Origin of the sequence: Pacificispira sp., from assembly GCF_965228185.1 — a bacterium.
Taxonomy (GTDB): Bacteria; Pseudomonadota; Alphaproteobacteria; order UBA8366; family Aestuariispiraceae; genus Pacificispira.
The window spans coordinates 413,404-437,231 of the sequence record NZ_CBDDHE010000008.1; the positions used below are offsets into that span (position 1 = coordinate 413,404).

The 23,828-nt window shown below is 64.3% G+C and carries 25 protein-coding genes; 15 read left to right on the forward strand and 10 right to left on the reverse strand.

The genetic code is table 11. The annotated features are described in order from the left end of the window. Position 1: 1 nt before the first annotated feature. Positions 2 to 1,165: an alpha-hydroxy acid oxidase gene (locus ACO06O_RS16700; RefSeq protein ID WP_421882251.1), complete on the reverse strand. Its 1,164-nt coding sequence runs from the start codon at positions 1,163 to 1,165 to the stop codon at positions 2 to 4. A 143-nt stretch (positions 1,166 to 1,308) separates the two neighbouring features. Here ACO06O_RS16700 and ACO06O_RS16705 point away from each other — a divergent pair, with 143 nt between their 5' ends. After that, positions 1,309 to 1,485 (forward strand): hypothetical protein, encoded by a 177-nt coding sequence (locus ACO06O_RS16705; RefSeq protein WP_421882254.1) that lies wholly within the window; start codon positions 1,309 to 1,311, stop codon positions 1,483 to 1,485. Positions 1,486 to 1,588: 103 nt separating this feature from the next. On the opposite strand, the gene ACO06O_RS16710 is transcribed toward ACO06O_RS16705, so the two are convergent. From ACO06O_RS16710 to ACO06O_RS16720, 3 genes are all read right to left on the reverse strand, one after another. Beyond that, on the reverse strand, positions 1,589 to 1,996 hold the full coding sequence (locus ACO06O_RS16710) for a VOC family protein (RefSeq protein ID WP_421882257.1): 408 nt from the start codon (positions 1,994 to 1,996) through the stop codon (positions 1,589 to 1,591). A gap of 153 nt (positions 1,997 to 2,149) precedes the next feature. Further along, positions 2,150 to 2,749, reverse strand: a complete 600-nt coding sequence (locus tag ACO06O_RS16715) for a Crp/Fnr family transcriptional regulator (protein ID WP_421882259.1) — start codon at positions 2,747 to 2,749, stop codon at positions 2,150 to 2,152. A 106-nt stretch (positions 2,750 to 2,855) separates the two neighbouring features. Then, positions 2,856 to 3,371 (reverse strand): hypothetical protein, encoded by a 516-nt coding sequence (locus ACO06O_RS16720; protein WP_421882261.1) that lies wholly within the window; start codon positions 3,369 to 3,371, stop codon positions 2,856 to 2,858. Positions 3,372 to 3,651: 280 nt separating this feature from the next. Between ACO06O_RS16720 and dnaK the strand changes: the two genes are divergently transcribed. After that, positions 3,652 to 5,577 carry a molecular chaperone DnaK gene (dnaK, locus tag ACO06O_RS16725; RefSeq protein WP_421882263.1) on the forward strand — a complete coding sequence of 642 codons (1,926 nt, stop codon included), beginning with the start codon at positions 3,652 to 3,654 and terminating at the stop codon, positions 5,575 to 5,577. A 70-nt stretch (positions 5,578 to 5,647) separates the two neighbouring features. Further along, positions 5,648 to 6,805 (forward strand): molecular chaperone DnaJ, encoded by a 1,158-nt coding sequence (gene dnaJ / locus ACO06O_RS16730; RefSeq protein WP_421882266.1) that lies wholly within the window; start codon positions 5,648 to 5,650, stop codon positions 6,803 to 6,805. A gap of 18 nt (positions 6,806 to 6,823) precedes the next feature. Here the strand turns inward: dnaJ and ACO06O_RS16735 are convergent, their stop codons facing one another. Continuing rightward, on the reverse strand, positions 6,824 to 7,450 hold the full coding sequence (locus ACO06O_RS16735) for a DJ-1/PfpI family protein (RefSeq protein ID WP_421882269.1): 627 nt from the start codon (positions 7,448 to 7,450) through the stop codon (positions 6,824 to 6,826). 666 nt (positions 7,451 to 8,116) lie between these two features. After that, on the reverse strand, positions 8,117 to 8,932 hold the full coding sequence (locus ACO06O_RS16740) for an AraC family transcriptional regulator (protein ID WP_421882271.1): 816 nt from the start codon (positions 8,930 to 8,932) through the stop codon (positions 8,117 to 8,119). A 124-nt stretch (positions 8,933 to 9,056) separates the two neighbouring features. On the opposite strand from ACO06O_RS16740, the gene ACO06O_RS16745 reads away from it, so the two are divergent. From ACO06O_RS16745 to ACO06O_RS16755, 3 genes are read left to right on the forward strand one after another with little or no spacing between them, the layout of a single operon-like run. Continuing rightward, positions 9,057 to 9,443 carry a cupin domain-containing protein gene (locus tag ACO06O_RS16745; RefSeq protein WP_421882274.1) on the forward strand — a complete coding sequence of 129 codons (387 nt, stop codon included), beginning with the start codon at positions 9,057 to 9,059 and terminating at the stop codon, positions 9,441 to 9,443. Positions 9,444 to 9,447: 4 nt separating this feature from the next. Beyond that, entirely contained in the window at positions 9,448 to 9,858 is a 411-nt protein-coding gene (locus tag ACO06O_RS16750) for a DUF2000 family protein (protein WP_421882277.1), read from the forward strand. Between the two features lie 60 nt (positions 9,859 to 9,918). After that, positions 9,919 to 10,335 (forward strand): thiol-disulfide oxidoreductase DCC family protein, encoded by a 417-nt coding sequence (locus ACO06O_RS16755; RefSeq protein WP_421882280.1) that lies wholly within the window; start codon positions 9,919 to 9,921, stop codon positions 10,333 to 10,335. 664 nt (positions 10,336 to 10,999) lie between these two features. On the opposite strand, the gene ACO06O_RS16760 is transcribed toward ACO06O_RS16755, so the two are convergent. Together ACO06O_RS16760 and ACO06O_RS16765 are read right to left on the reverse strand one after the other, a co-directional pair. Further along, positions 11,000 to 11,740: an SAM hydrolase/SAM-dependent halogenase family protein gene (locus tag ACO06O_RS16760; protein WP_421882282.1), complete on the reverse strand. Its 741-nt coding sequence runs from the start codon at positions 11,738 to 11,740 to the stop codon at positions 11,000 to 11,002. A 13-nt stretch (positions 11,741 to 11,753) separates the two neighbouring features. Next, on the reverse strand, positions 11,754 to 12,332 hold the full coding sequence (locus ACO06O_RS16765) for an NADPH-dependent FMN reductase (RefSeq protein ID WP_421882285.1): 579 nt from the start codon (positions 12,330 to 12,332) through the stop codon (positions 11,754 to 11,756). Between the two features lie 170 nt (positions 12,333 to 12,502). On the opposite strand from ACO06O_RS16765, the gene ACO06O_RS16770 reads away from it, so the two are divergent. The 6 genes from ACO06O_RS16770 (at position 12,503) to speE (ending at position 17,923) form a co-directional block, all read left to right on the forward strand. Then, on the forward strand, positions 12,503 to 13,231 hold the full coding sequence (locus ACO06O_RS16770) for a type 1 glutamine amidotransferase (RefSeq protein ID WP_421882288.1): 729 nt from the start codon (positions 12,503 to 12,505) through the stop codon (positions 13,229 to 13,231). A 20-nt stretch (positions 13,232 to 13,251) separates the two neighbouring features. Then, a complete protein-coding gene (gene typA, locus ACO06O_RS16775; RefSeq protein ID WP_421882291.1) occupies positions 13,252 to 15,078 on the forward strand; it encodes a translational GTPase TypA in 1,827 nt (608 codons plus the stop codon). A gap of 12 nt (positions 15,079 to 15,090) precedes the next feature. Then, the gene (locus ACO06O_RS16780) at positions 15,091 to 15,747 is read left to right on the forward strand and encodes a hypothetical protein (RefSeq protein WP_421882293.1); all 657 of its coding nucleotides are present in this window, start codon (positions 15,091 to 15,093) and stop codon (positions 15,745 to 15,747) included. Further along, the gene (locus ACO06O_RS16785) at positions 15,744 to 16,262 is read left to right on the forward strand and encodes a GNAT family N-acetyltransferase (RefSeq protein ID WP_421882295.1); all 519 of its coding nucleotides are present in this window, start codon (positions 15,744 to 15,746) and stop codon (positions 16,260 to 16,262) included. The genes ACO06O_RS16780 and ACO06O_RS16785 overlap by 4 nt, the downstream gene beginning before the upstream one ends. A gap of 217 nt (positions 16,263 to 16,479) precedes the next feature. Beyond that, on the forward strand, positions 16,480 to 16,977 hold the full coding sequence (speD, locus tag ACO06O_RS16790) for an adenosylmethionine decarboxylase (protein WP_420418720.1): 498 nt from the start codon (positions 16,480 to 16,482) through the stop codon (positions 16,975 to 16,977). A 100-nt stretch (positions 16,978 to 17,077) separates the two neighbouring features. After that, positions 17,078 to 17,923: a polyamine aminopropyltransferase gene (gene speE, locus ACO06O_RS16795; protein ID WP_421882298.1), complete on the forward strand. Its 846-nt coding sequence runs from the start codon at positions 17,078 to 17,080 to the stop codon at positions 17,921 to 17,923. Here speE and ACO06O_RS16800 read toward each other — a convergent pair whose 3' ends face one another. Together ACO06O_RS16800 and ACO06O_RS16805 are read right to left on the reverse strand one after the other, a co-directional pair. Beyond that, positions 17,924 to 18,511 carry a D-sedoheptulose 7-phosphate isomerase gene (locus tag ACO06O_RS16800; RefSeq protein WP_420418722.1) on the reverse strand — a complete coding sequence of 196 codons (588 nt, stop codon included), beginning with the start codon at positions 18,509 to 18,511 and terminating at the stop codon, positions 17,924 to 17,926. A 10-nt stretch (positions 18,512 to 18,521) separates the two neighbouring features. After that, entirely contained in the window at positions 18,522 to 20,891 is a 2,370-nt protein-coding gene (locus ACO06O_RS16805) for a Lon protease family protein (RefSeq protein ID WP_421882301.1), read from the reverse strand. A gap of 149 nt (positions 20,892 to 21,040) precedes the next feature. Here ACO06O_RS16805 and ACO06O_RS16810 point away from each other — a divergent pair, with 149 nt between their 5' ends. From ACO06O_RS16810 to ACO06O_RS16820, 3 genes are all read left to right on the forward strand, one after another. Then, positions 21,041 to 21,796, forward strand: a complete 756-nt coding sequence (locus tag ACO06O_RS16810) for an MOSC domain-containing protein (RefSeq protein ID WP_421882303.1) — start codon at positions 21,041 to 21,043, stop codon at positions 21,794 to 21,796. Between the two features lie 354 nt (positions 21,797 to 22,150). After that, positions 22,151 to 22,654, forward strand: coding sequence for a regulatory protein RecX (locus tag ACO06O_RS16815; protein WP_421882305.1), 504 nt, complete (start codon positions 22,151 to 22,153; stop codon positions 22,652 to 22,654). After that, complete coding sequence (locus tag ACO06O_RS16820) at positions 22,651 to 23,826, forward strand: isochorismatase family protein (RefSeq protein ID WP_421882307.1); 1,176 nt, start codon at positions 22,651 to 22,653, stop codon at positions 23,824 to 23,826. Before ACO06O_RS16815 ends, ACO06O_RS16820 begins: the two co-directional genes overlap by 4 nt. Positions 23,827 to 23,828 lie beyond the last annotated feature (2 nt).

A 23,828-nucleotide genomic window follows, 5' to 3' on the forward strand; every position in this document is an offset into this window, starting at 1 on the left:
TTTACTGCCAGCGATCCGAGAAATCGCGCGGGACCATCAGGATATCGCGATCAACCGTGGTCACATCCGTGCGCCCGCAGAACGCCATGGAGACGTCGAGCTCCTTGTGCAGGATCTGAAGCACCTTGGTGACCCCGGCCTCGCCCATCGCCCCCAGGCCATAGACGAACGCCCGGCCGATATAGGTGCCTTTGGCGCCGAGAGCCAGGGCCTTGAGGACGTCCTGCCCCGTGCGGATGCCGCTATCCAGATGGACTTCGATCTTGTCGCCCACCGCGTCCATGATCTGCGGCAGGGCGCGGATCGACGACAGGGCGCCGTCCAATTGCCGCCCGCCATGGTTCGACACGATGATCGCGTCCGCGCCGACATTCAGGGCTTCCAGGGCGTCCCGCGGATCGATGATCCCCTTGATGATCAGCGGCCCGTCCCACATCTTCCGGAACTCGCGGATCCGGTCCCAATCCAGCGCCTCGTCGAACGCCTCCGCCGTCCAGGCGGTGAGCGAGGACGGGTCGGTCACGCCGCTGGCATGGCCGACGATATTCCCGAAAAAGCGCCGCTTGGTGCCCAGCATGCCGAGACCCCAATGGACCTTCGTCATCATGTTGGCGATCGATTTGGCGGTCAGTTTCGGCGGGGCGGACAGGCCGTTTTTCAGATCCTTGTGCCGTTGGCCGAGGACCTGAAGGTCGACGGTGATGACGGCCGCCGAGCATTTCGCGGCCTTCGCCCGGTCGAACAGCCGGCGCATGAAATCGTCGTCTTTCAGGGTATAGACCTGGAACCAGAAGGGCTTGGACGTGTTTTCGGCGACATCCTCAATCGAACAGATCGACATGGTCGACAGGGTGAAGGGGACGCCGAACGCCTCGGCCGCGCGGGCGGCCTTGATCTCGCCGTCGGCGCATTGCATCCCGGTCAGCCCGACCGGTGCCAACGCCACGGGCATGGCCACATCCTGACCGATCATCTGACTGCGGGTCGACCGCCCGGACATGTCGACCGCCACCCGCTGGCGCAGGTGAATGTCCTGAAAGTCCGTCGTGTTCTCGCGGAAGGTCTGCTCGGTCCAACTGCCCGATTCCGCATAGTCGTAGAACATCCGCGGCGCGCGCCGCTTGTAGATGCGTTTCAGGTCGTCGACACAGGTGATCACAGGCATGACATTAACCCCAATCCCAAGGCATTCATCGGAAATCACAATCCAGGCGCGGAACCCGCCCCCCAGCGAACGGTTCCTGCGGCCAGAGAATATCCGTCCCTGAGCAAACTGCAATCAGGGCGGACAGGTTTCTTCCCCCGGCCATGACCTTCCGGGGGACGGGTTTCGGTCGTCATCATAATGGGCCGGCCGAACTGGATGGCGTTCGCCAACGGGCGGTCGCCCATTACGCCGACACCCACACATGGTCCCAACGGGTCGCGACGCTGATGCCCGCCATTCAGAAACTGTATTGGCCATCCGCCGCAATCGCCGCCTGACGGGTCAGTCCGTCCTTCCCATGCCGGGCACCGGCAACCGAACCATCGAAAAGGACCGCTTCCGGGAACGGGAGCGGTCCTTGTCCGGGCGGTCGAACTGCCCCTACTCGGTCGGCATGTCGTCCATGTTCACGAAGGTGGCTTCCCAGACATGACCGTCGGGGTCGGCGAGGTTGCGGTTGTAGAGGAAGCCGAGATCCTGGAGCGGGTTGATGTCGGCGGTGCCGCCATGGGCCGACGCCGCCGCGTTCATCGCATCCACCGCGTCGCGGCTCTCGCAGGACAAGGCCAGCATGACCTCGCTGGACGTGGCGGGCGGGATCGGGCGTTTGGTGAAGGTCCGCCATCTGTCCTGCGTGATCAGCATGACGTGGATCGCGTCCGAAATCACCATGCAGGCGGTGGATTCATCGCTGAACTGAGGGTTCTTGGTGAAGCCGAGCGCGTTGTAGAACGCTTCGGATCGGGCCAGATCGGTGACGGGCAGGTTCACGAAAATCATCTTGGTCATTGTCCATGTCCTTTCGATACCCGGCGGCATCGGCCTGTTTCAGCAGGGGCGCCGGGTCGTTGAAGCGTCGGCGTGACCGTCACGGCGACCGCTTGGACAGGAGGAGTAGAGTGTCTCGAAAGAGGACGAATTGATCTTTGGTAAGAAATGCCGTCACCGCTCGCCCAGGCGGCCGATGGCGATCTTGCGGCGCAGGCGGCTCAGGCTTTCCGGCGTGATACCGAGCCAGGCGGCGATGTGATGCTGCTTCAGCCGCTTGTGTAGCTCCGGTTCCCTGCGAATGAAATCGAGATAGCGCTGCATCGCATCGTCATGCCGGAACGCGATTTCCCCCGGTTCCTTCTCGATGATCCAATGACGCTCCATATAGCCGATATAGAAGGCCGCGATGTCCGGATGGGCATGAACCAACGCCTTGAAGGCCGCGAAGTCGTATTCGAGGACATCCGTGTCCTCGATGGCGGTGATCGTAAACGGGCTGGGTTGACGCAGGAGGGTCGCGCTGACGGAAGCGCCGATGCGGGTCTCCGGAAAGAAGTACTTGATGATCAGATCGCCGTCGCGGCCGATATAGTGCTGGCACAGCAGGCCTTTGACGACAAAGGCGAAACTGGCCGGAACGTCGCCGGCCTGAATGAAGACCTCATCCTTGCGGTAGTGGCGCGGCCGCAGGAGCGACGCCCAGGCGCGCTCCGATTCTTCTGACAGGTCGGCATAGCTGCGGATTTTTGCAAAAAAGGCGGCGGTCGACATGGCACCGGTCCCGGGAGGTGATCGGGCCACTCTGATGGCTTATGCCGGCCATGCCAACTTGATTGCGGGTGGGGGCCGGCTCGACGGCCGCCCCCATGCGCGTCCCTCACCGGTCCGGTATCGCCATGGCGATGATGCCGGTAACGCCGACGGAGTCGCTGCCGAAAGGTACATCCGCGCGGTGCCAGCGGGGAGATTTCACACCGACGCCGTCAAATTCGACCTGGCCGACGAACAGGCGCGGACGGGCGATCAGAGAGAGGTAATGGTCCAGGAATATGTCGCAATGAGGGGGCCGGTGTTCCGAAACCCAACGGCCTTGCATGTCCAGATTGGCGATGGCGGCGACCTTGCCGCCATAGATCCGGTACTGCAGGTCGGTCCCGCCGCGGCCCAGCACCAGCTTGTGGATGTAGCCCAGTTCGACCGGCAGATCGTCCATCGGGACGGAGGCGGGCAATGTCCCGTCGGCCCGGGCGTGGCGGAAATACCAGTCGGCAAAGCCTTCCTGCCTTTTCGACCAATGGCGCGGATTCCCGGTCTCCACGATTCGCAGTGCCACACTGATGGCGGCATCGGACGGCGCCTCCTGCACGGTGCCGTCGAGATAGCGACTGACCAACCTGCCCACTCCCTCTTACACGGATACCTTAGTTATCATTGTTTGCATGCGACGCAAACGACCTGGAGGGGTGATGCGGCAAAAATTCCCGGCAAAACAGGGCCGAACGTGGCCGCGGGGCGGTTGCAGGGACAGGGCCATGTGCCTATATACGCTGCGGAAACTCCCGCCCGGCCGGACTCATGCGGCTCCGGCGGCCATCCCGACCCGAAAGGGGCATCCGGCATGGCGCTGATTCTCAGGCTTCGCGATGCCCGCTTATGAATGGAGGAAAGTGCATATGGGTAAGGTTATCGGTATCGACTTGGGCACCACCAACTCCTGCGTGGCGGTCATGGAAGGCTCCAATGCCAAAGTGATCGAGAACGCGGAAGGCGCGCGCACCACGCCGTCCATGGTCGCCTTCGCCGAAGACGGCGAGCGGCTGGTCGGATCGTCCGCGAAGCGCCAGGCGGTCACGAACCCCGAAAACACGCTCTACGCCATCAAACGCCTGATCGGCCGCCGCTTCACCGATGCCGAGGTGAAGAAAGACATCAAGAACGCGCCGTTCAAGATCATCAAATCCGACGCCGGCGACGCCTGGGTCGAAGTGCGCGGCGAAAGCTATGCGCCGTCCCAGATCTCGGCCATGGTCCTTCAGAAGATGAAAGAGACCGCCGAGGGCTATCTGGGCGAGACCGTCGAGAAGGCCGTCATCACCGTCCCGGCCTATTTCAACGACAGCCAGCGCCAGGCCACCAAGGACGCGGGCAAGATCGCCGGGCTGGAAGTCCTGCGCATCATCAACGAACCGACCGCCGCCGCGCTGGCCTACGGGCTGGAAAAGAAGGGCAGCGGCACGATCGCCGTTTATGACCTGGGCGGCGGCACGTTCGATGTGTCGGTCCTGGAAATCGGCGACGGCGTCTTCGAGGTGAAGTCGACCAACGGCGACACCTTCCTGGGCGGCGAGGATTTCGACCAGGCGATCATCGATTACCTGGCCGACGAGTTCAAAAAGGAACAGGGCATCGACCTGCGCTCCGACCGCATGGCGCTGCAGCGTCTGAAGGAAGCGGCGGAAAAGGCGAAGATCGAACTGTCCTCCGCGACGCAGACCGATGTGAACCTGCCCTTCATCACGGCCGATTCCTCGGGCCCGAAACACCTGAACATCAAGCTCAGCCGCTCCAAGCTGGAAAGCCTGGTCGGCGATCTGGTTCAGCGCACGGTCGGCCCGTGCAAGGCCGCGCTGAAAGACGCCGGTCTGAAGGCGTCGGAAATCGACGAGGTCATCCTGGTCGGCGGCATGACCCGCATGCCGAAGGTCATCGAAACGGTGAAGGAATTCTTCGGCCGTGAACCGCATCGCGGTGTGAACCCGGACGAGGTCGTCGCCATCGGCGCCGCGATCCAGGCCGGCGTGCTGCAGGGCGACGTCAAGGACGTGCTGCTGCTCGACGTCACCCCGCTGTCGCTGGGTATCGAAACCCTGGGCGGCGTCTTCACCCGCCTGATCGACCGCAACACGACGATCCCGACCAAGAAGTCGCAGGTCTTCTCGACCGCCGAGGACAATCAGTCGGCGGTGACGATCCGCGTGTTCCAGGGCGAACGCGAAATGGCGGCGGACAACAAGCTGCTGGGTCAGTTCGACCTGGTGGGCATCCCACCCTCGCCGCGCGGCATGCCGCAGATCGAGGTCACGTTCGACATCGACGCCAACGGCATCGTCAATGTCTCGGCCAAGGACAAGGGCACCGGCAAGGAGCAGCAGATCCGCATCCAGGCGTCCGGCGGCCTGTCCGATGACGAGATCAATCAGATGGTCCAGGACGCCGAGGCGAATGCCGAGACGGACAAGAAGCGCAAGGAACTGGTCGAGGCGCGCAATGCCGCCGACAGCGCCATCCACACGACCGAGAAGGCCCTGGCCGATCACGGCGACTCGCTGTCCGGCGACGACAAGTCCGCCATCGAAACGGCGATCGCCGAGCTGAAAGAGGTCAAGGACGGCGAGGATCTGGACGCGATCAAGTCCAAGACCGAAGCCGTGACCCAGGCGTCGATGAAGCTGGGTGAGGCCATGTACAAGGCCGCGCAGGCCGAAGCCGGCGATGACGGCGACGCCGATGCCGGCCCCTCTTCCTCCGACGGGCAGGAAGAAAAGGTGGTCGACGCCGACTTCGAGGAAGTCGACGACGACAAGAAGGACAAGTCCTAACCGACAAACGAGGACCGGCCCCGCCCTCTCGACATGAGCGGCGGGGCCGAACCTTCGACGGGAGGGGATTATGTCCAAACGCGACTATTACGAAACACTGGGCCTGCAAAAGGGCGCGTCCCCGGACGAGCTGAAAAAGGCCTATCGCAAGCTCGCCATGCAGTATCACCCGGACCGCAATCCGGGGGACGCCGAGGCCGAAGCCAAGTTCAAGGAAGTCGGCGAGGCCTATGAGGTCCTGAAGGACGAGCAGAAGCGCGCGGCCTATGACCGATTCGGCCATGAAGCCTTTGAACAGGGCGGAATGGGCGGCGGCGGATTCCGCAATGCCGGCGGCGGCGCGGGTTTCGGTGGTTTCACCGACATTTTCGAAGAAATGTTCGGCGATTTCATGGGCGGCGGCGGCGGTGGCCGCGGCCGGGGCGGCCAGCGCCAGGCGCGCGGCGCCGATCAGCGCTACAATCTGGAAATCGGGCTGGAGGACGCGTTCAGCGGCCGTCAGGTCGAGATCAAGGTGCCGACCGCGGTCACCTGCGATTCCTGCAACGGCAGCGGCGCCGAAGACGGTGCCCAGCCGGTCAATTGCGGCACCTGCGGCGGCGACGGCAAGGTCCGCGCCAGCCAGGGCTTTTTCACCATCGAACGGACCTGCCCGACCTGTCTGGGCCAGGGCCAGGTGATCGACAAGCCGTGCCGCAAATGCTCCGGTTCCGGCCGGATGCACAAGGACAAGACCTTGCAGGTCAACATCCCGAAAGGGGTGGAGGAAGGTACCCGGATCCGCCTGTCCGGCGAGGGCGAGGCGGGATTGCGCGGCGCGCCGCCGGGCGACCTCTATATCTTCCTGTCGATCCGCCCGCACCGCCTGTTCGAGCGCGAGGGCGAGAACCTGTTCTGCCGCGTGCCGATCTCCATGGCCGACGCGGCCCTGGGCGGCGAGATCGAGGTCCCGACCATCGACGGTGGCCGCGCCAAGGTGAAGGTGCCCGACGGCACCCAGACCGGTCAGCGTTTCCGCCTGCGCGGCAAGGGCATGCCCGTCCTGCGCAGCGAGGCGCGCGGCGACATGTATATCGAGCTGGCCGTCGAAACCCCGGTCAACCTGACCAAGCGCCAGAAAGAGCTGCTGAAGGAATTCCGCGACGAGGGCAAGGGCAAGAATACCAGCCCCGAAACCGACGGCTTCTTCGCCAAGGTCAAGGAATTCTGGGACGATCTGACCGAATAACGCGAACGGGCGGCGCGACTATTCCGCCGCCCGGTACGCCGCCTGCGTCGGAATGAACGGTGCCACCGCCCCGATCGCGCGGGCGACATACTCGTCCTTCTGGCCGACCGGCGCGACATAGTGGATCGCGCTTTCGGCATCTTCCCGCGACCCGCCGCGCATCAATACCCAGGTTGCGAGATACTGCGAGGCAAGGCAGCCGCCCGCCGTCGCGACATTGCCGTCCGCGTGGAATGGTTGATTCAGCACGTCGACGCCGGCCTCGACGACCCAGGGCTTGGTGGTCAGATCGGTGCAGGCGGGGCGGTCGCCCAGCAGGCCCAGCTTCGCCAGCAACAGCGTCCCCGAACATTGGGCGCCGATCAATTGCCGCGCCGGGTCCAGCCTGATCCGGTCCAGAATCGCAGGTGTCTGCGCGACGTCCCGCGTCTTCATGCCGCTGCCGAACAGGACGGCGTCTGCTTCGCCGGCGAATTCCAGCGGCTTTTCGGCCCGAACCGTCACCCCATTCATGGATGTCACTTCGGCTTCGGGACAGGTGATATGGGCCTTCCAGCCCTTGCCGCGCATCCGGTTCAGAATGCCGGAGGCGATGAAGGAATCCAGTTCATTGAACCCGTCAAAGGTCAGGATGGCGATCTGCATGGATACTCCGCTGGCGATTTAGAACGGCGCGGATACGGAACAATCCAACCAAAGGCGTCCTGTTGCAACGCCTGATTTGTGTGCGGACAACCCAGCCCCAAGCCGATACATCCTGCGCTGCCTGCTCCAGCCTCCGCAGCGATGATCGGGCAGCATATATGTTGAACTTACCGTGCAGAAACTCGGGGCGAACTCGTTAAGTTTAGCACTTACAATGCCCTAAGTGGCGCACGCTGCTTATTCTGGACGGACCGGAAAGCCTCGCCAGTCATGATAGTAATGCAACACACTTGGCTGGATTTCAGTCCGCCAGTTCCCCGGGTTTTGCCAGACAATCTTTTTGTCCCGCGCAAACACTTTGCACGGACGCGACGTGCGTTCCTCACAATGTTTCAAAAGTTCTATCGCATCTGGGTTTGCACATTGGAACGATGATGCGGACGCGCAGTAGGAGTAGAACCCGCGCGTTCCGTCTTCAGTTATTACAAAATCCAACCCTTGGCGGTGTCGAAAGTAGTATTCGTAGCTTTTTAGAGCCGAGGACGTCAGCCTAATTGACCCTGCCCCGGTAAAATTGACCGAACCATCGTCCTTTGATGGAACGCCGCATGCCGCTAGCAACAGAACCGCAATATGTATGCAAAAGAGTCTCGTCATCTAACCGGCTTAAGGTTTTTTGCTTGCCAAATAGTTTAACCGCTCCCGCCACGCGCCCGGTGTCATGCCGAAGGCGTTCTTGAAATGGCGGGTCATGTGGGCCTGGTCCGCAAACCCGGCTTCGGCGGCGGCGGCGGAGAGGGTGGCGCCGGTCTGTAGGGCGGCGCGGGCGCGGTCGAGGCGGCGCATGACCAGCCAGCGGTGCGGGCTGATGCCGCTGACGGCGCGGAAATGGCGGGCCAGGGCGAAACGGGACTGGCCGGTGATGCTTTCCAGATCGCCCAGCGGCAAATCGCGGTCCAGACATTCCAGCATCGCCTGTTTGGCCAGGCGCACGGCACCGATATCCGCCGGGGCGGTCCGGCGCGGCGCGGTCGCCGGGTCGATCCGGCCCAGGGCATTGGCGATGTCCGATATGTCGGACGCCCATTCCAGCTCCGTCTTCTCGCGGTCGATATGCCGCAAGGCCGAGAGCGCCGCGGCGCAGAGGGCGCGGTCCCGCGAAATGCATTCCTTCACGAATGGCAGGCTGCGCGTCCCGTCGGGCAGGGCGTCGCGGATGGCGTCCGGGTCGATATAGAGCATGCGATAGCGGAACCCGCCTTCCGCCCCTGCATGCCCGTCATGCATTTCGTCGGGATGCAGCACGATGGCGTTGCCGGGCAGGCTGTTCCGCTCCACACCGCGATAGGTGAAGGACTGAACCCCGTTCAGGGTCACGCCGATGGCATAGGTGTCGTGGCGGTGCGGGGCATAGGCCTGTCCGCCGAACCGCGCCTCGATCCGCTCCGGGCCGCCGGGCCCGTCGCCGGGCGCGATGCGCACCCAGTCCCGGCCCTCCGGCCCGCACGAACGTTCAAGACCCGAGAAATCGTGCTGCGTAGACTCCATCCCTCAACGCTAGCAGAGACCGCGCCGCCCGGCGACCGGCCATTCGGGAAAGGATGCCATGAACCCCGTTCTCACGCTCGATCAGGAATTCGCCCAGATCACGAAATATTATTCGCCGCGCGTCGTGGCGCTGGCCAATGGGCAATATGTCAAACTGGCCAAGATGAAGGGCGAGTTCGTGCGCCATAATCACGAGAAGGAAGACGAATTCTTCTTCGTCCTGAAAGGCACGTTCTGCCTGCGATACGACGATGGCAGCGAGGCGGTGATGACCGCCGGGCAATGCCATGTCACCCCGCGCGGCGTCTGGCATCACCCCTATGCGCCGGAAGAGGCCTGGGTCATGTTTGTCGAACCGGCCGAGACCCTGCATACCGGCACGGTCGACAGCCCGCTGACGAAATCCGTCGAAAGTCAGACCGCCACCCTTGTTCAGGAAGGCTGAGCGGATGCATTTCGACACCAAAATGGCCATCGTCATCCGGGACGATCTGCTGCCCTGGCAGGGCTTGAACGTCACCGCCTTCCTGGCCGGCGGGCTGGCCGGGCGCGATCCCGGGATTCTGGGCGCGGCCTATGCCGATGCCGACGGGACGGACTACGCCCCCCTGATCCGCGAGCCGATCTTCGTTCTGGCCGGGACCGCGGAGACCCTGCAACGCACCCGCCGCCGCGCCGTCGACCGGGGCCTGACGCCCGCGATCTATACCGTGGAGATGTTCGCAACAGACCACGACGACGCCAACCGCGCCGCCGTCGCCGCCGTAAAGGCGGAGGCGCTGGACCTTGTCGGGGTCGCCATCCATGGGCCGCGCAAGGCGGTCGACAAGGTGATCAACGGGCTGAAGCGGCACCCCTGACACGGCCGCACGCCGCCTCTATATATAAGGAGAGATCCCGAGGCTGACCCGGAGGCGGCGATGGCCCGACAGACGACCCCGATCCTGCTGTTCGACAGCGATTGCGTTCTGTGCTCGCGCTGGGTCCGGTTCATTCTGACCTGGGAACGATCACCGGAGATCCGGTTCGTCGCCGCCCAAAGCGTCGCGGGTCAGGCATTCCTGGCCGAACACGGGCTGCCCCTTTCCGACTGGACCACGAATTATTTCCTGGAACCGGGACCCGACGGTCCCGTGCTGCATGAAAAATCCGGCGCCGCGCTGGCGGTCCTGTGGCGGATGCGGGCACCGGTCCGGTGGCTTGCCGCGCTGGGGCTCATACCGCGTCCGGCGCGCGACTGGCTTTACGACCGCGTCGCCCGCAACCGCTACGCCTGGTTCGGGCGGCTTGATCGTTGCGCCCTGCCGCCACCGGAGGTCCGCGCCCGCTTCCTGTAAGGGCATCGCGGTGTCAGTGCGCTCGCGGGCAACATCCGCAGTCAACCGTTTCGGTTTCGATGGCAATCGCGGCGATTCCAACATCCGCATGTTCATTCGAACACTTTGTGAAGGGGACAATCCGCCGCAGTTCTGCGCCCGATTGCATGGGAGTGTCTAATTCCCGGTTGGATTCCAGGGGGTTGCGCAGGATGCACGGCTGAAAACGCGAGCTATGCGTTAATTTTCTGTCTGAATTGTGAATGTGACAGTGGTTTTTCAAACAGGCCTGGGCTATATAACCCGCCGGTGATTGATGCTAACAGATCACATGGATGGAAATATGAGCGATTCTAGCAAGAACAAAAAACCGGAATCTGACCGGAAGTACGAAGCGAAAACGCGCAAGTGCCTGATGTGCCGGACCGAGTTCAAGAGCTCCTGGCCGGGCGAACGCGTCTGCTCGAATTGCAAGCAGACCAGCGCGTGGAACGAGCCGTCCATCGCTGCGTAACCGGTGTCCCGGCGCTTGTCGCCGGGCTTTGCGACCGCCCGCCTTTCGGGCGGTTTCGCTTTTCAGAAGACGGCCCGCGCCGATTCAGGCAGGCGGGTGAGATAACGAAAACGCATCCGACCGAACCCGCGATACTGCGGCCCAGGCGGATGCGTTTTCGTTTGTCGGGCGTCAGAACTCGATCTTGTCGCCGACCTTGAGGGCGTATTTCTCCGCCGCGCTGCCGCCGTTCACGGCGATCTCCACCAGGCCCAGGCTGTTTTCGTACCAGAAGCCGAACCGTTCCGGCACGTCGGAGAAGGTCCGGGCGCGCGGCGGTGCCGTGCCGTCCGGCAAGGTGACGCGCACCGGATCGGTCAGGCTCGCCGCCCGCAGGCCGGTCATGGCATTGCCGTAACCGTCGATATAGAGGATCCGCGCCAGATCGTCGGGCCAGTCCGCCCCGGGCCGCGACGGCGGGTTGGGCAGCGCCGGAACGCAGGCCGGCTTTCGGCCCATGGCCCAGCGCGCGGCGGCGGGCGCGAAGAGGTCGCGGCCGTGGAAACTGGCCGACAACCGCTCTGGCCGCCATTGCAGCGTGAACCGCGCGACCCGTGACGCCCGACGCAGGGCGATTTCGAACAACCCGTTGTCGGGGCCGATCAGGCAGCGGTCGTCGGCCTCGATCAACAGCGCCTCGCGCGCGCTGCCGACGCCGGGATCGACCACGGCGACGACCATGGCGTCCGGCGGCAGGTCCTGCAGTACCGCGGCCAGCAGATAGGCCGAGCCCATCGGGTCCATGGCCGGCGCGTCATGCATCAGATCGACGATCCGCGCTTCCGGCCAGGCCGCGTAGATCGCGCCATGCATCTGGCCGACATAGGGACCGTCGGTTCGGAAATCGGTAAACAGAAAGATCGGTGCCGTCATGCGGCGCAGTCTATCAGGCGATCAGCTTGCCCGTCACCTCTGCCAGGGTGGCCCCGACGGCCCGCACCTGCTTTTCGCGATCCGGATCGGTGATCGATCCGTCCTCGGCCAGGATCTTGTTGGCGCCGCCGACCGCGACCTGGTTCGGAATGACGGTCATACCGACATTGCCCAGAATCGCGCGGACATGGACCAGGCCGCGCAGACCGCCCAAAGCCCCGGCGGAGGCGGAGACCAGCCCCGCCGTCTTGCCGCGCAGGAACCGGCTGCCCGGCCCGTTCGGACCTGGCCGCGACACCCAATCGATCGTGTTCTTCAGCAAGGGCGTGATGGAACTGTTATATTCCGGGCAGGCCAGCAGCAGCCCGTGATGCGCGCCAAACAGATCCTGCATTTTCGCGCCGTTTTCCGGCAAGCCCTCCGCGGCCTCCAGATCCTCGTCGACCAGCGGCATCGGATAGTCGCGCAGATCGATCACCGTCACCTCCGCCCCGGCATCGCGGGCCCCGGCGACGGCGGTTTTCAGGACTTTCTTGTTCATGGAGTCACGCCGGGCACTGCCGGCAAAGGCGAGGAGTTTGACGGTCGGCATACCATTCCTTTCCTGTCGGTTCCTGGGGCTTGGCGCTGCCTGCCCCTTTACCCAGATAGTGGGCACGCGGAATCGGGCAAGCCCTGCCGCCGACGCGGCTGGACGGATGGGCTTCAAAGGTCTAAAAGCCGCGCAACGCTAACATCGTAGACAATTTCGGGATCCTCGCGATGCGCCTCGGCATTTTGGAAGCCGGCCGTCCGCCCGCGCCGCTGGACGAAACCCATGGCCGCTATCCGGCCATGTTCGCCGATCTGCTCCGCCCGCATCTGCCGGCGGGGATCGACATCGTGTCCTATGCGGTGATCGACGGCGAATTCCCGGAATCCTCGGTCGACTGCGACGCCTGGCTGATCACCGGCAGCGCCTTCGGCGTCTACGATCCTGATCCTTGGATCGCGACGTTGAAGGATTTTGCCCGCGGCGTCGCCGATGCCGGCAGGCCGATGGTCGGAATCTGCTTCGGCCATCAGCTCATCTCGGAAGTCATGGGCGGCCGGGCGATCAAATCCGACAAGGGCTGGGGCGTCGGATCGCACCGCTATGCGCTGAAGAAGCGGCCGGAATGGCTGACCGATGAGGGCGTGGCGGAATTCGATACCTATGTTTCCCACCAGGATCAGGTGACGGAACCGCCGCCGGGCGCCGAAGTGCTGGCCGGCAGCGATTTCTGTCCGAACGCCATGCTGGCGATCGGCGACCGCATCCTGACCCTGCAGAGCCATCCCGAAATGCCCAGCGCCTATGTCGAGGATCTCTATACCGTGCGCCGCGAACGGATCGGCGCCGAGCGCATCGATGCGGCGATGCAAACCATCGTCGACACCCCCCGCGCGACGGACGCCGACCGCGTCGCCGCCTGGATCGGCGCTTTTCTGACCCACGCGCTCAATCGCTGAGCCCTATCAAGGACCGACTTATGGACCTTCGCAATATTGCCATCATCGCCCATGTCGACCACGGCAAGACCACGATGGTGGATAAACTTCTGACCCAATCCGGCGCGGTGCAGTCGCACCAGCAGATCGCCGAGCGCGCCATGGATTCCAACGACCTGGAAAAGGAACGCGGGATCACCATCCTGGCGAAATGCACCTCGGTCGACTGGAAAGGCACGCGCATCAACATCGTCGACACGCCCGGCCACGCCGATTTCGGCGGCGAGGTGGAGCGCATCCTGTCCATGGTCGACGGGGTCGTGCTGCTGGTCGACGCCGCCGAAGGGCCGATGCCGCAGACCAAGTTCGTCACCATCAAGGCGCTGGAACTGGGCCTGAAGCCGATCGTCGTCATCAACAAGGTCGACAAGCCGGACGCGCGCCCCGACTGGGTCATCGATCAGGTCTTCGATCTGTTCGTTGCGCTGGACGCGAATGAGGATCAGTTGGACTTCCCCGTCCTCTATGCCTCGGCCAAGCAAGGCTGGGCCGCGCGCGGGCTGGACGACGACCGCACCGACCTGACGCCGCTGTTCGAAACCGTGCTGGATAAGGTCGCGCCGCCGGTCGCCGATGCCAGCGGCCCGTTCCGCATGCTGGTCACGACGCTGGAAAGCGACCCCTATCTGGGCCGTATCCTGACCGGGCGCATCGAATCCGGCTCCATCGCCGTCAACCGCACGGTCAAGGGCCTGGGCCGCGACGGCAAGGCGCTGGAAAGCGGCCGCCTGACCAAGCTGCTGGCCTTCCGCGGGCTGAAGCGCGAGCCGGTCGAAACCGCCAGCGCGGGCGATATCGTCGCCATTGCCGGCATGACCGTCGCCACCGTGGCCGACACGATCTGCGACCCGTCGGTCACCGAACCGGTGCCGGGCCGTCCGATCGCGCCGCCGACCATGGCTATGACCGTTTCCGTCAATGACAGCCCGCTGGCCGGCCGCGAGGGCGACAAGCTGACCGGACGCATGATCGGCGACCGGCTGATGCGTGAGGCGGAAAGCAATGTCGCCATCCGCGTCACCGAAAGCGCCGAGAAGGACGCCTATGAAGTCGCCGGACGGGGCGAATTGCAGTTGGGCGTGCTTTTGGAAACGCTGCGCCGCGAAGGCTTCGAACTGACCGTCGGCCCGCCGCGCGTCCTGTTCCGCAAGGACGAGGGCGGCAATCGCATCGAGCCGATGGAAGAGGTTCAGGTCGATGTCGACGACGAATTCTCCGGCGTCGTTGTCGAAAAGCTGGGCCTGCGCAAGGGCGAGATGAAGCAGATGGCCCCGTCGGGCGGCGGCAAGACCCGCATGGTCTTCGACATCCCGTCGCGCGGGTTGATCGGCTATCAGGGCGAATTCCTGGCCGACACACGCGGCACCGGCATCCTGTCGCGGCTGTTCACCGGCTTCGCCCCCTACAAGGGTCAGATCCCGGGCCGCCGTGCCGGGGTGCTGATCTCCGCCGAGCAAGGCACCGCCGTCACCTATGCGCTGGCCAATCTGGAAGATCGCGGGCCGCTGTTCGTCGATCCGGGCGACCCGGTCTATGCCGGCATGATCCTGGGCGAGCACAACAAGGGCAGCGACCTTGAGGTCAATCCGCTGAAGGCGAAACAGCTGACCAACTTCCGCGCCGCCGGCAAGGACGATGCGGTCAAGCTGACCCCGCCGGTCCGCCGCACCCTGGAAGAGGCACTGGCCTATATCCAGGATGATGAGCGCGTCGAAGTCACGCCGAAGTCGATCCGCCTGCGCAAGGCGATCCTGGACCCGCATGAGCGCAAGCGCGACAAGCGCCGGCGCGAGGCGGAGATGGCCTGACCGGAGGGCGTCATGCCGCCCAGACTTGCCTTTCTGCACACCGCAGCGGTCCACGAACCGACCTTCCGCGCCTTGGTGACCGAACTGTCGCCCGGCGCGGATCAGGTTCACGCCATTCACCCGGAATGGCTGGACCAGGCGCGGCGGGAAGGCCTGGGCGGCGATCTGCACGACACCGTGACGGGTGGACTGTCCGCCCTGGCCGATCAGTCGGACGCGGTCTTGTGCACCTGTTCGACCCTGGGACCGGTGGCGGACGATCTGGCCAAAACCAATCCGAAAGTGCTGCGCATCGACCGCCCGCTGATGGCCAAGGCCGCCGCGACGCCGGGCAGCGCCATTGTCGCCCTATGCCTGGACAGCACGCGGGACGCGACCCTGTCCTTGATCGACGACGCCTTCGCGGCGGCGGGACGCCGAAGCGACCGCACGCTCTGCCTCTGCGCCGAGGCCTGGCCTTATTTCGAGAGGGGCGACAGGGACGGCTTCGCGCGATCCATCGCGGCGCAGATCCGCCGCACCGCCGGGGAGATACCCGGCGCCGGTTGCGTGGTTCTTGCCCAGGCATCCATGGCCTGCGCCGAGCCGCTGTTGACCGATCTGGGCTTGCCGGTCTTCTCCTCGCCGCGTCTCGGTGTCGAAGCCGCCTTGGTGGCCGCCGGACAATGACGGAAGAGATCGTCGCGACATCGGCGCGCCTGCGCCTGCGGCCCTGGACCCCGGATGGATTGCCGCGCCTGACGGCCTTGCTGACCGACCCGGTCACGATGAAGCATTGGCCGGAACCGTTCGACGACGAAGACGTGCGCAACTGGCTGGACCGTGCAATCCGGCTGTGGGCGTCCGACCGGCTAGGCAGATGGCAGGTCTTCCGGAAGAAGGACGGCGCCTTTCTAGGCGATTGCGGGTTGGTACCGACCGAACTGGACGGCGAGACGGTGACGGATCTGGGCTATATCCTGCAGGCCCCATATCACGGACGGGGCTACGGCAAGGAGGCCGCCGCCGCCGCGCTGCATTACGGCACGAATGTATTGGGGCTGCGAAACATCGTCTGCCATATGGCCGAGGACAACATGCCGTCCCGGCGGACGGCGGAGGCGCTGGGCATGGTCGAATCGCGGCGATTCATCCATACCGGAAACCGCAACAAAACCCATATCATCCACCGGCTTCCGGCCTGAAATCCCCGAATTCCGAACTCCGTGAAACGCCAATGCGTTTTGCGCATGGCTGCATTGGGATGAGCTCATGGGCGGTCCCAAAATTTCACTATGCAGCGCATCCAATTCCGGGCATAACCCGCTCAATCCCGATCACGACGGCCGCCTAAAGCGGTCGCAAGAGGGTCGTTCCCTGGAACGGGTCGGGGCGGAACATCTACTGGTAGGAGAGACGCCGATGCCGCGCGACGACATCGCTCTTTCCCGACTGGGGACGGCCGCGGACAAGTTCCAAAGCGACTCCCATGAGGATAAGGGCGCAGTTAACGAAGCAACCGTAATCCCCTTCCCTTCGCAGGACGGGCGATTGGACCATTTCATCAAGCGCGATGGCATGGTCTATGCGGGAACCCACCTTCTGATCGACGTTTGGAACGGTCAGAATCTGGACGATATCGACCATATCGAAGCGACGCTGAAGGAATGCGTGGAAGTGGCGGGGGCCACTCTGCTGCATTGCCATCTGCACCGCTTCAATCCGGAAGGCGTATCCGGCGTTCTGGTGCTGGCCGAGAGCCATATCTCGATCCACACCTGGCCGGAAATGGGCTATGCGGCCCTGGACGTCTTCATGTGCGGCGACAGTCAGCCGCATAAGGCGATCGACGTGCTGAAACGCGGTTTCTGCACCGAGAACGTCCAGGTCGACGACGTGCGCCGGGGTCGCGTTTCGTAAGCGACACAAATTCATGGTATCGAACGGTCGGGCATGGCAGTCGCTTTGCCCGGACCGCTTCTTTTTGTGCCGCTTCGTTTTGTATGTACGGGAGTAGACGATGACCGATTGGTTCGAAGAAACCCTTCACCCCGAATTCCGCCAGGGACTGTCGATGGACAAGGTTCTGTACCGCGACAAGTCGGACCTGCAGGACCTGATCATCTTCGAAAACGCGCGCTTCGGCCGGGTCATGTGCCTGGACGGTGTGGTTCAGACGACCGAGGGTGACGAATTCGTCTATCACGAGATGCTGGCCCATGTGCCGATGCTGGCCCATGGCGATGCGCGCCGGGTGCTGATCATCGGCGGCGGCGACGGCGGCATGGCGCGCGAGGCACTGAAACACCCGGACGCCCAGGTCACGATGGTGGAGATCGACCGGGCGGTCGTCGATTTCTGTACCGAACACCTGCCCAATCATTCCGCCGGCGCCTTCGACAATCCGCGCCTGAACTTGATCATCACGGACGGCGCGAAATTCGTGAAGGAAACCACGGACCGGTTCGACGTCATCATTGTCGATTCGACCGACCCGATCGGGCCGGGCGCGGTCCTGTTCACCGCCGAGTTCTATGCCGATTGCAAACGCAGCCTGACCGATGGCGGCATCCTGGTGACCCAGAACGGCGTGCCCTTCGTGCAGCCTTCGGAGGTCACGAACTCCTATGGCCGCCTGAAACAGAGCTTCAACGACGTGCATTTCTATCGCGCGGCTGTGCCGACCTATCAGGGCGGCGACATGACCTTCGGCTGGGCGACGGACAATGGCATGTTGCGCCATCTGCCGGTCGACGAACTGACGCGTCGGTATGAGAATGCCGGGATCGAGACGCGCTATGTCACGCCGGAACTGCACGCGGGCAGTTTCGCGCTGCCGAAGACCGTCCTCAATCTGATGAAGTGATCAGGCGGAGACGAGCCCCAGCTCGATCTCCAGCGCCCCGCACAGGATCTGGCCGATCAGGATATGCATTTCCTGGATACGGGCTGTCGTGTCGGACGGGACGATGATCAGCGGATCGGCCAATCCGACCAGATCGCCGCCGTCGCGTCCGGCGAAGGCGGCGGCCGTCAGCCCCTTGTCACGTGCCGCCTGCAGCGCCTTGGTGACATTCGGGCTTTTGCCGGAGGTCGAAATACCGACCGCGACATCCCCGGCCCGGCCGATGGCCTCGACCTGGCGGGCGAAAATGTTCTCGAATCCCAGATCGTTGCCCGCCGCCGTCAGGGTGGAGGTGTCGACGGTCAGCGCCAGGGCCGCGATCGGGGCGCGGTCCTTCTTGTAGCGGACGGACAATTCGGTCGCCAGATGCTGGGCGTCGCCCGCACTGCCGCCATTCCCGAAGAACAGGATCTTGCCGCCGCGCCGGGCGCATCCGGCCCAGGCCGCCAGCATTTTCTGCATTTCGGCCCGGCAGGTCTCATGGGTCCGCGCCAGGACGGAGGCATGCTCCGCGAATTCGTCGTCGAAAAAGGTCTCGCTGATCGTCATGGCGCGGACGTTACTCCGCCTCCCCGGCCCGGACAAGCGCGGCTTCGCGCCGGAACAGCGCATTATCGAAGCCCTGCAATTGCCGCTTAACCCGTCCGTAGAACGTGTCTTCGGGATAGGTTCCGGACGCGTTCGGCTTCCCGGCCTTGAGACCGCTGAACAGTTCCAGCGCCTCGTCGACATGGCGGATGGTGTAGAGATGGAATTTGCCGTCGCGGATGGCGGCGGCGGTTTCGTCATCGACCACTAGGCTGTCGGCATTTGCCTGCGGGACCAGCACGCCTTGGCTGCCCGTCAGGCCGCGCCGTCGGCAGGCCTTGAAAAAGCCCTCGACCTTGTGATGAACGCCGCCCACCGCCTGGGATTCCCCCCGCTGATTGACGGAACCGGTGATCGCCAGATCCTGGCGCAGCGGCACGCCGCCAAGGTCGGACAGAACCGCGATCAGTTCCGCCAGGGACGCACTGTCGCCTTCCACCCCGCCATAATTCTGTTCGAAGGTGATCGAGCAGTTGAAGGACAGCGGCGCGGTGCGGGCGAACAGGCCAGACAGATAGCCTTGCAAGACCATCGCGCCCTTCTGCTGAATCGGGCCGCCCATATCCACCTGGCGTTCGATGTTCAGGACACCGTGCCGGCCGACGCTGGCCCGCGCTGTGACCCGCGACGGGCCGCCATAGGCGTGATCGCCCATATCGCGCACGGTCAGGGCATTGATCTGACCGGTGACTTCGCCCTCCGTCGCAATCATGACGGTGCCGCGTTCGATCATATCCTGGCTGTGGCCCTCGATCCGGTCGTTGCGGCGCAACTGCGCGGCATGTGCGGCCACCAGGTCGGCCTCGGTCAGCTTCTTCTTGCCGGGATTCCGGGCCGATGCCTCGATCACGATGTCGTCCAGCCGTTCGATCTGGGCGCTCAACCGTGTCCGGTCGCCGTTCCACCGGGTCGCCATGCCCAGAAGATAACCGACCGCCCCATCATCGATGCCGCGGCCCGTGCACCCCTTGACCCGGTCGCGCAGCACCGTGCCATAGAGCGCCAGATTGGCGGCATTGGCGGGCATGTCCTGGGCGATATCGGCCTTCACCTTGAACAGGGTCTGGAAATCCGGCGACCGGGAATAACCGCCGTAATAGATCGCCGGCGTGCCGACGATGACCACCTTCAGATCCAGATCAATCGCTTTCGGGGACGGGGCGCCGATCACCGGCAGCGCGCCCTGACGGTGCGGTTCCTCAATCCGGACCTGACCGTCGCGCAGGGCACCGACCAGGGCGGGCCAGGCCAGGGGATCGGCCGCCAGCGCATCCGCGCGCAGGACCAGTACACCGCCATTCGCGCGGTGCAGCGCCCCGGCGCGGATCAGCGTGAAATCGGTTTCCAGATGGGTCTGGCCCGGCCGGTACTCGATCCGCCCGAACAGATGGCCATAGCTCGGCGTCGATTCCAGGACGATGGGCGGGTGGGTCAGGTCGCCATTGTCGACCAGCAGATTGACCGCATAGCGGCGTTCGGGCGGCTCTGCGGTATTGGGCCGGCCCTTCATGTCCTGGGCAGGACCGAAGGCCCGCAGATTGTCCAGAATGTCCTGTTCCAGTTCCACGAACCACCGGTTCAGGCCATAGCCGCCGAAGCTTTCGATCAGGGGCTGCATCAGGGTCTTGCAGGTGTCGCGCGCCGCATCGCGGGTGATATCGGCAACCCGGTCCACCAGCGCCGCGCGGTCCTTGGCGGCTTTGGCATTGATCGCGTTCAGGCGCTCGGCAATGGCCTGGGCCGCCTGGGTCTTGGTCTCGCGCTCCTCCGGCGGGATCGTGTCGAACCCGACCGGGCCGCCATTGGCATCGGCCGGGGCAATGACCGGGCCGTGCTCTCCCTGAAAGATGCCCAATCCCTGATCGGCCGCGTCCGCCCGCAATTGGGCCATGGCGCCCTCGGCCTCGGCGGCGGCGCGCTGCTGGGCGGATTTCACATCCTCCTGATAGCGGTCGCCTTCGAAAGTCTGCTTCAGCGCCGCGCGCAATCCGGCGACGAACCCTTCCAGGGCGTCGCGCAGTCGGCGGCCCGTCCCGGCGGGCAGGCGATACGGCTTCGGACGGTGCGTCCGCTTGAAATTGTTCAGATAGACCCAGTCCGGGGCCGGCGGACGCCCGTCCAGCGTCTGACGGATATAGTTCAGCGTCTCCGTCATTCGGCCCGCGCGGTCAGGGCCCAGGACGAAGACATTGAAGCCCGGTTCCTCGGTCTGCAGCCCGAATTCCAGGGCGTCCCGCGCCCGTTCATGGCTCGACAAGTCGAAGATCTGGGCCTGTTTGCGGGCCTTCCATTTGAAGCGCGGAATCCCGACCTTGTCGGCTTTCACTGGCCGTGCGGGCATGGGCCCTCCCTTTCCTGCCGGACGGGTCCGTGACGGCCCGTCCTTCTTGTCCGTTCGCAATCGATCGTAAGGATCGATTTGGGGACGGAAAAGCCCCGTATCCAGGCTTGTCAGCCGGGCGACTTCCGATACTCTTCCGCGCCATGACGATGACGCTGACAGACATATTCCGCTATCCGATGAAGGGCATGGGGCCGGACCGGCTGGATTCCGTCGCCCTGACCCCCGGATTGGGCCTCCCCTTCGACCGGAATTGGGCCATCGTGCACGATTCCAGCACAGTCGACGCCGCCGCGCCGGTATGGGCCAAGAAGGCGAATTTCCTGTGCCTGGCGCGCGACGAGAAACTGGCGCAGCTGGAAACGTCCTTCGATGAAGAGACACGCACCCTGACGATCTTCCGCAAGGGCAAACAGATCAGCAAGGGACGCCTGGACGACCCGATGGGCCGGACGCTGCTGCAGACCTTCCTGAACAGCTTCATGCCCAGCGGCCCGCGCGGCAATCCGAAGATCGTCGAGGCGCCGCACGAGGTACAATTCACGGATATGGAGGAGGCCAAGGTCTCCCTGATCAACCGGGCCAGTGTCAGCGACCTGGAGCGAGTGACGCGTGAACCGGTCGACCTGATGCGGTTCCGTGGCAATCTTTATGTCGACGGGCTGAAGCCCTGGCAGGAATTCGACTGGGTCGGCAAGCGGATCCGGGTCGGCGAATGCGTGCTGGAAATCCTGATGCGGATCGACCGGTGCGCCGCGACCAACGTCAACCCAGCGAGCGGCGATGTCGACATGAACATCCCGTTGAGCCTGCGCAAGGGCTTCGGTCATATCGATTGCGGCGTCCATGCCAAGGTGATCATGGGCGGCACGATCCGCCCGGGCGATTCGATCGAACTCGCCTGATCCGCCCAATCCTTGGTTTTTTCGGGGCCAAAAGAAACGGCGGCGACGGGGTTTCCCGTCGCCGCCTTACCCCGATAGACCTGAGCCGGATGGGAGGGGCAGGATTTTGGCCCAGGTCTTCCGGAACTTCTCAACCGCGTCGCCTTCTTGGCTTCGCCGTCGTCGTTACATCCTTAATGTAGGCCCGCTTTCCCAATCCTGATGTGATGACAATCACAGCCCCCCGAAAAAAATCTCACTTTAACCGAATTTTTTTGCTAACCTTTTGAAATGTCGAAAGAAAATAATTCGAGAAAGAATTCTTACAGACGCGGCCCCAAACCCGCGACGCCGGAGCGTCTGGAACGGGCCGCTTTGCACTATCTCGAACGCTATGCCAGCAGCGCCGAGAACCTGCGACGCGTTCTGATGCGCCGGGTCTACCGGTCGGCGGAACTGCACGGGACCGACGCGGCGGCGGGCGAAAAGGCGGTGTCCGACCTGATCGATCGGTATCGCCGCGCCGGTCTGCTGGACGACAAGGCCTATGCCACGGCCCGGGCGGCGGGACTGCATCGGCAGGGCAAATCCGCCCGCGCGATCCGTCAGACCCTATCCCTGAAGGGCGTGGAGGAGGAAACGGTCACCGCCGCGCTGGAGGAACTGCGCGAGGAGGTCGGATCCGAAACCGATCTGGCCGCCGCCGTGAATTATGCCCGCCGCCGGCGCATCGGCCCCTGGCGCCCGGAAGAGAATCGGGAATCCAATCGCGAACGGGACCTTGCGGCGCTGGGGCGGCAGGGATTTTCCTATGACATCGCGCGAAAGGTGATCGAGGCCGGTACGCCGGACGATCTGGAACGGGAGGACGTGTATTGACCGGGGTCGTGAATTGCCGGGGCGGACACCGCCTGTCCCTGCCGGAAAGCGGGAAGACCGCGCTGTTGGTGATCGACATGCAGCGCGATTTCATCGACCCGCAGGGCATGTGCGCCGTCCTGGGCGACGATCCCGCCTTCGCCCGCGCCATCGTGCCCAGGGTCGAACGCCTGACCGGATGGGCCAGGACGCAAGGTCACGCCGTGTTTCACACCCGCGAAGGCTATGCGCCCGATCTGTCGGACATGCACCCGGCCAAGCGCGCCCGGCGCGGCTCGGTCAGCGAAGGTCCGCTGGGCCGTTTTCTCATTCGCGGCGAGGCGGGGCACGATTTCATCGACCGGCTGCGCCCCGCGCCGGGCGAGCCGGTGGTCGACAAACCGGGATTCGGCGCGTTCCACGCAACGGACCTGGATGCGCAGTTGCGGCAGCGCGGCGTCACCCATCTGATCCTATGCGGGGTCACGACCTCCTGCTGCGTGCACACGACCCTGCGCGAGGCGGTCGACCGGGGCTATACCTGCCTGACCGTCGCCGACTGCTGCGCCGCGCTGGAATTGGACGATCACGACCGGGCGCTGGACCTGATCGCCAGCGAGGGGGATCTGTTCGGCTGGGTTTGTGATCTGTCGGCGCTAACCGGCGACGCGGCGACGCGCGAAAGCGATTGCACAATCCGGGCAATGGAGGCGCGCGACGCCGAATCCGTGATGGCAATCTATGCCGAAGGGATCGAAACCGGCCATGCGACCTTCCAGACCGATCCCGGCGACTGGGAGAGCTTCTCGGCCGGAAAGCTGTCCGCGCCGCGTCTGGTCGCCCAAGGGGCCGACGGAACAGTGCTGGGCTTCGCGGTGCTGTCGCAGGTTTCCGCCCGGCCGGTCTATCGCGGAATCTGCGAGGTATCGGTCTATGTCGCCGACCGCGCCAAGGGTCGCGGCGTCGGCCACGCCCTGATGGCGGCGCTGGTGGGCGAAAGCGAGGCGGCGGGCATCTGGACCCTGACCGCCGGCATCTTCCCGGAGAACAAGGCGAGCCTGATCCTGCACGCCGCCCATGGCTTCCGCTGCCTGGGCCGTCAGCGCGCCGCCGCCATCATGCCGAAAGGACCGATGGCGGGGCACTGGCGCGATGTGCTGCGGCTGGAACGGCGGTCCGACCGCGTCCGATAAGC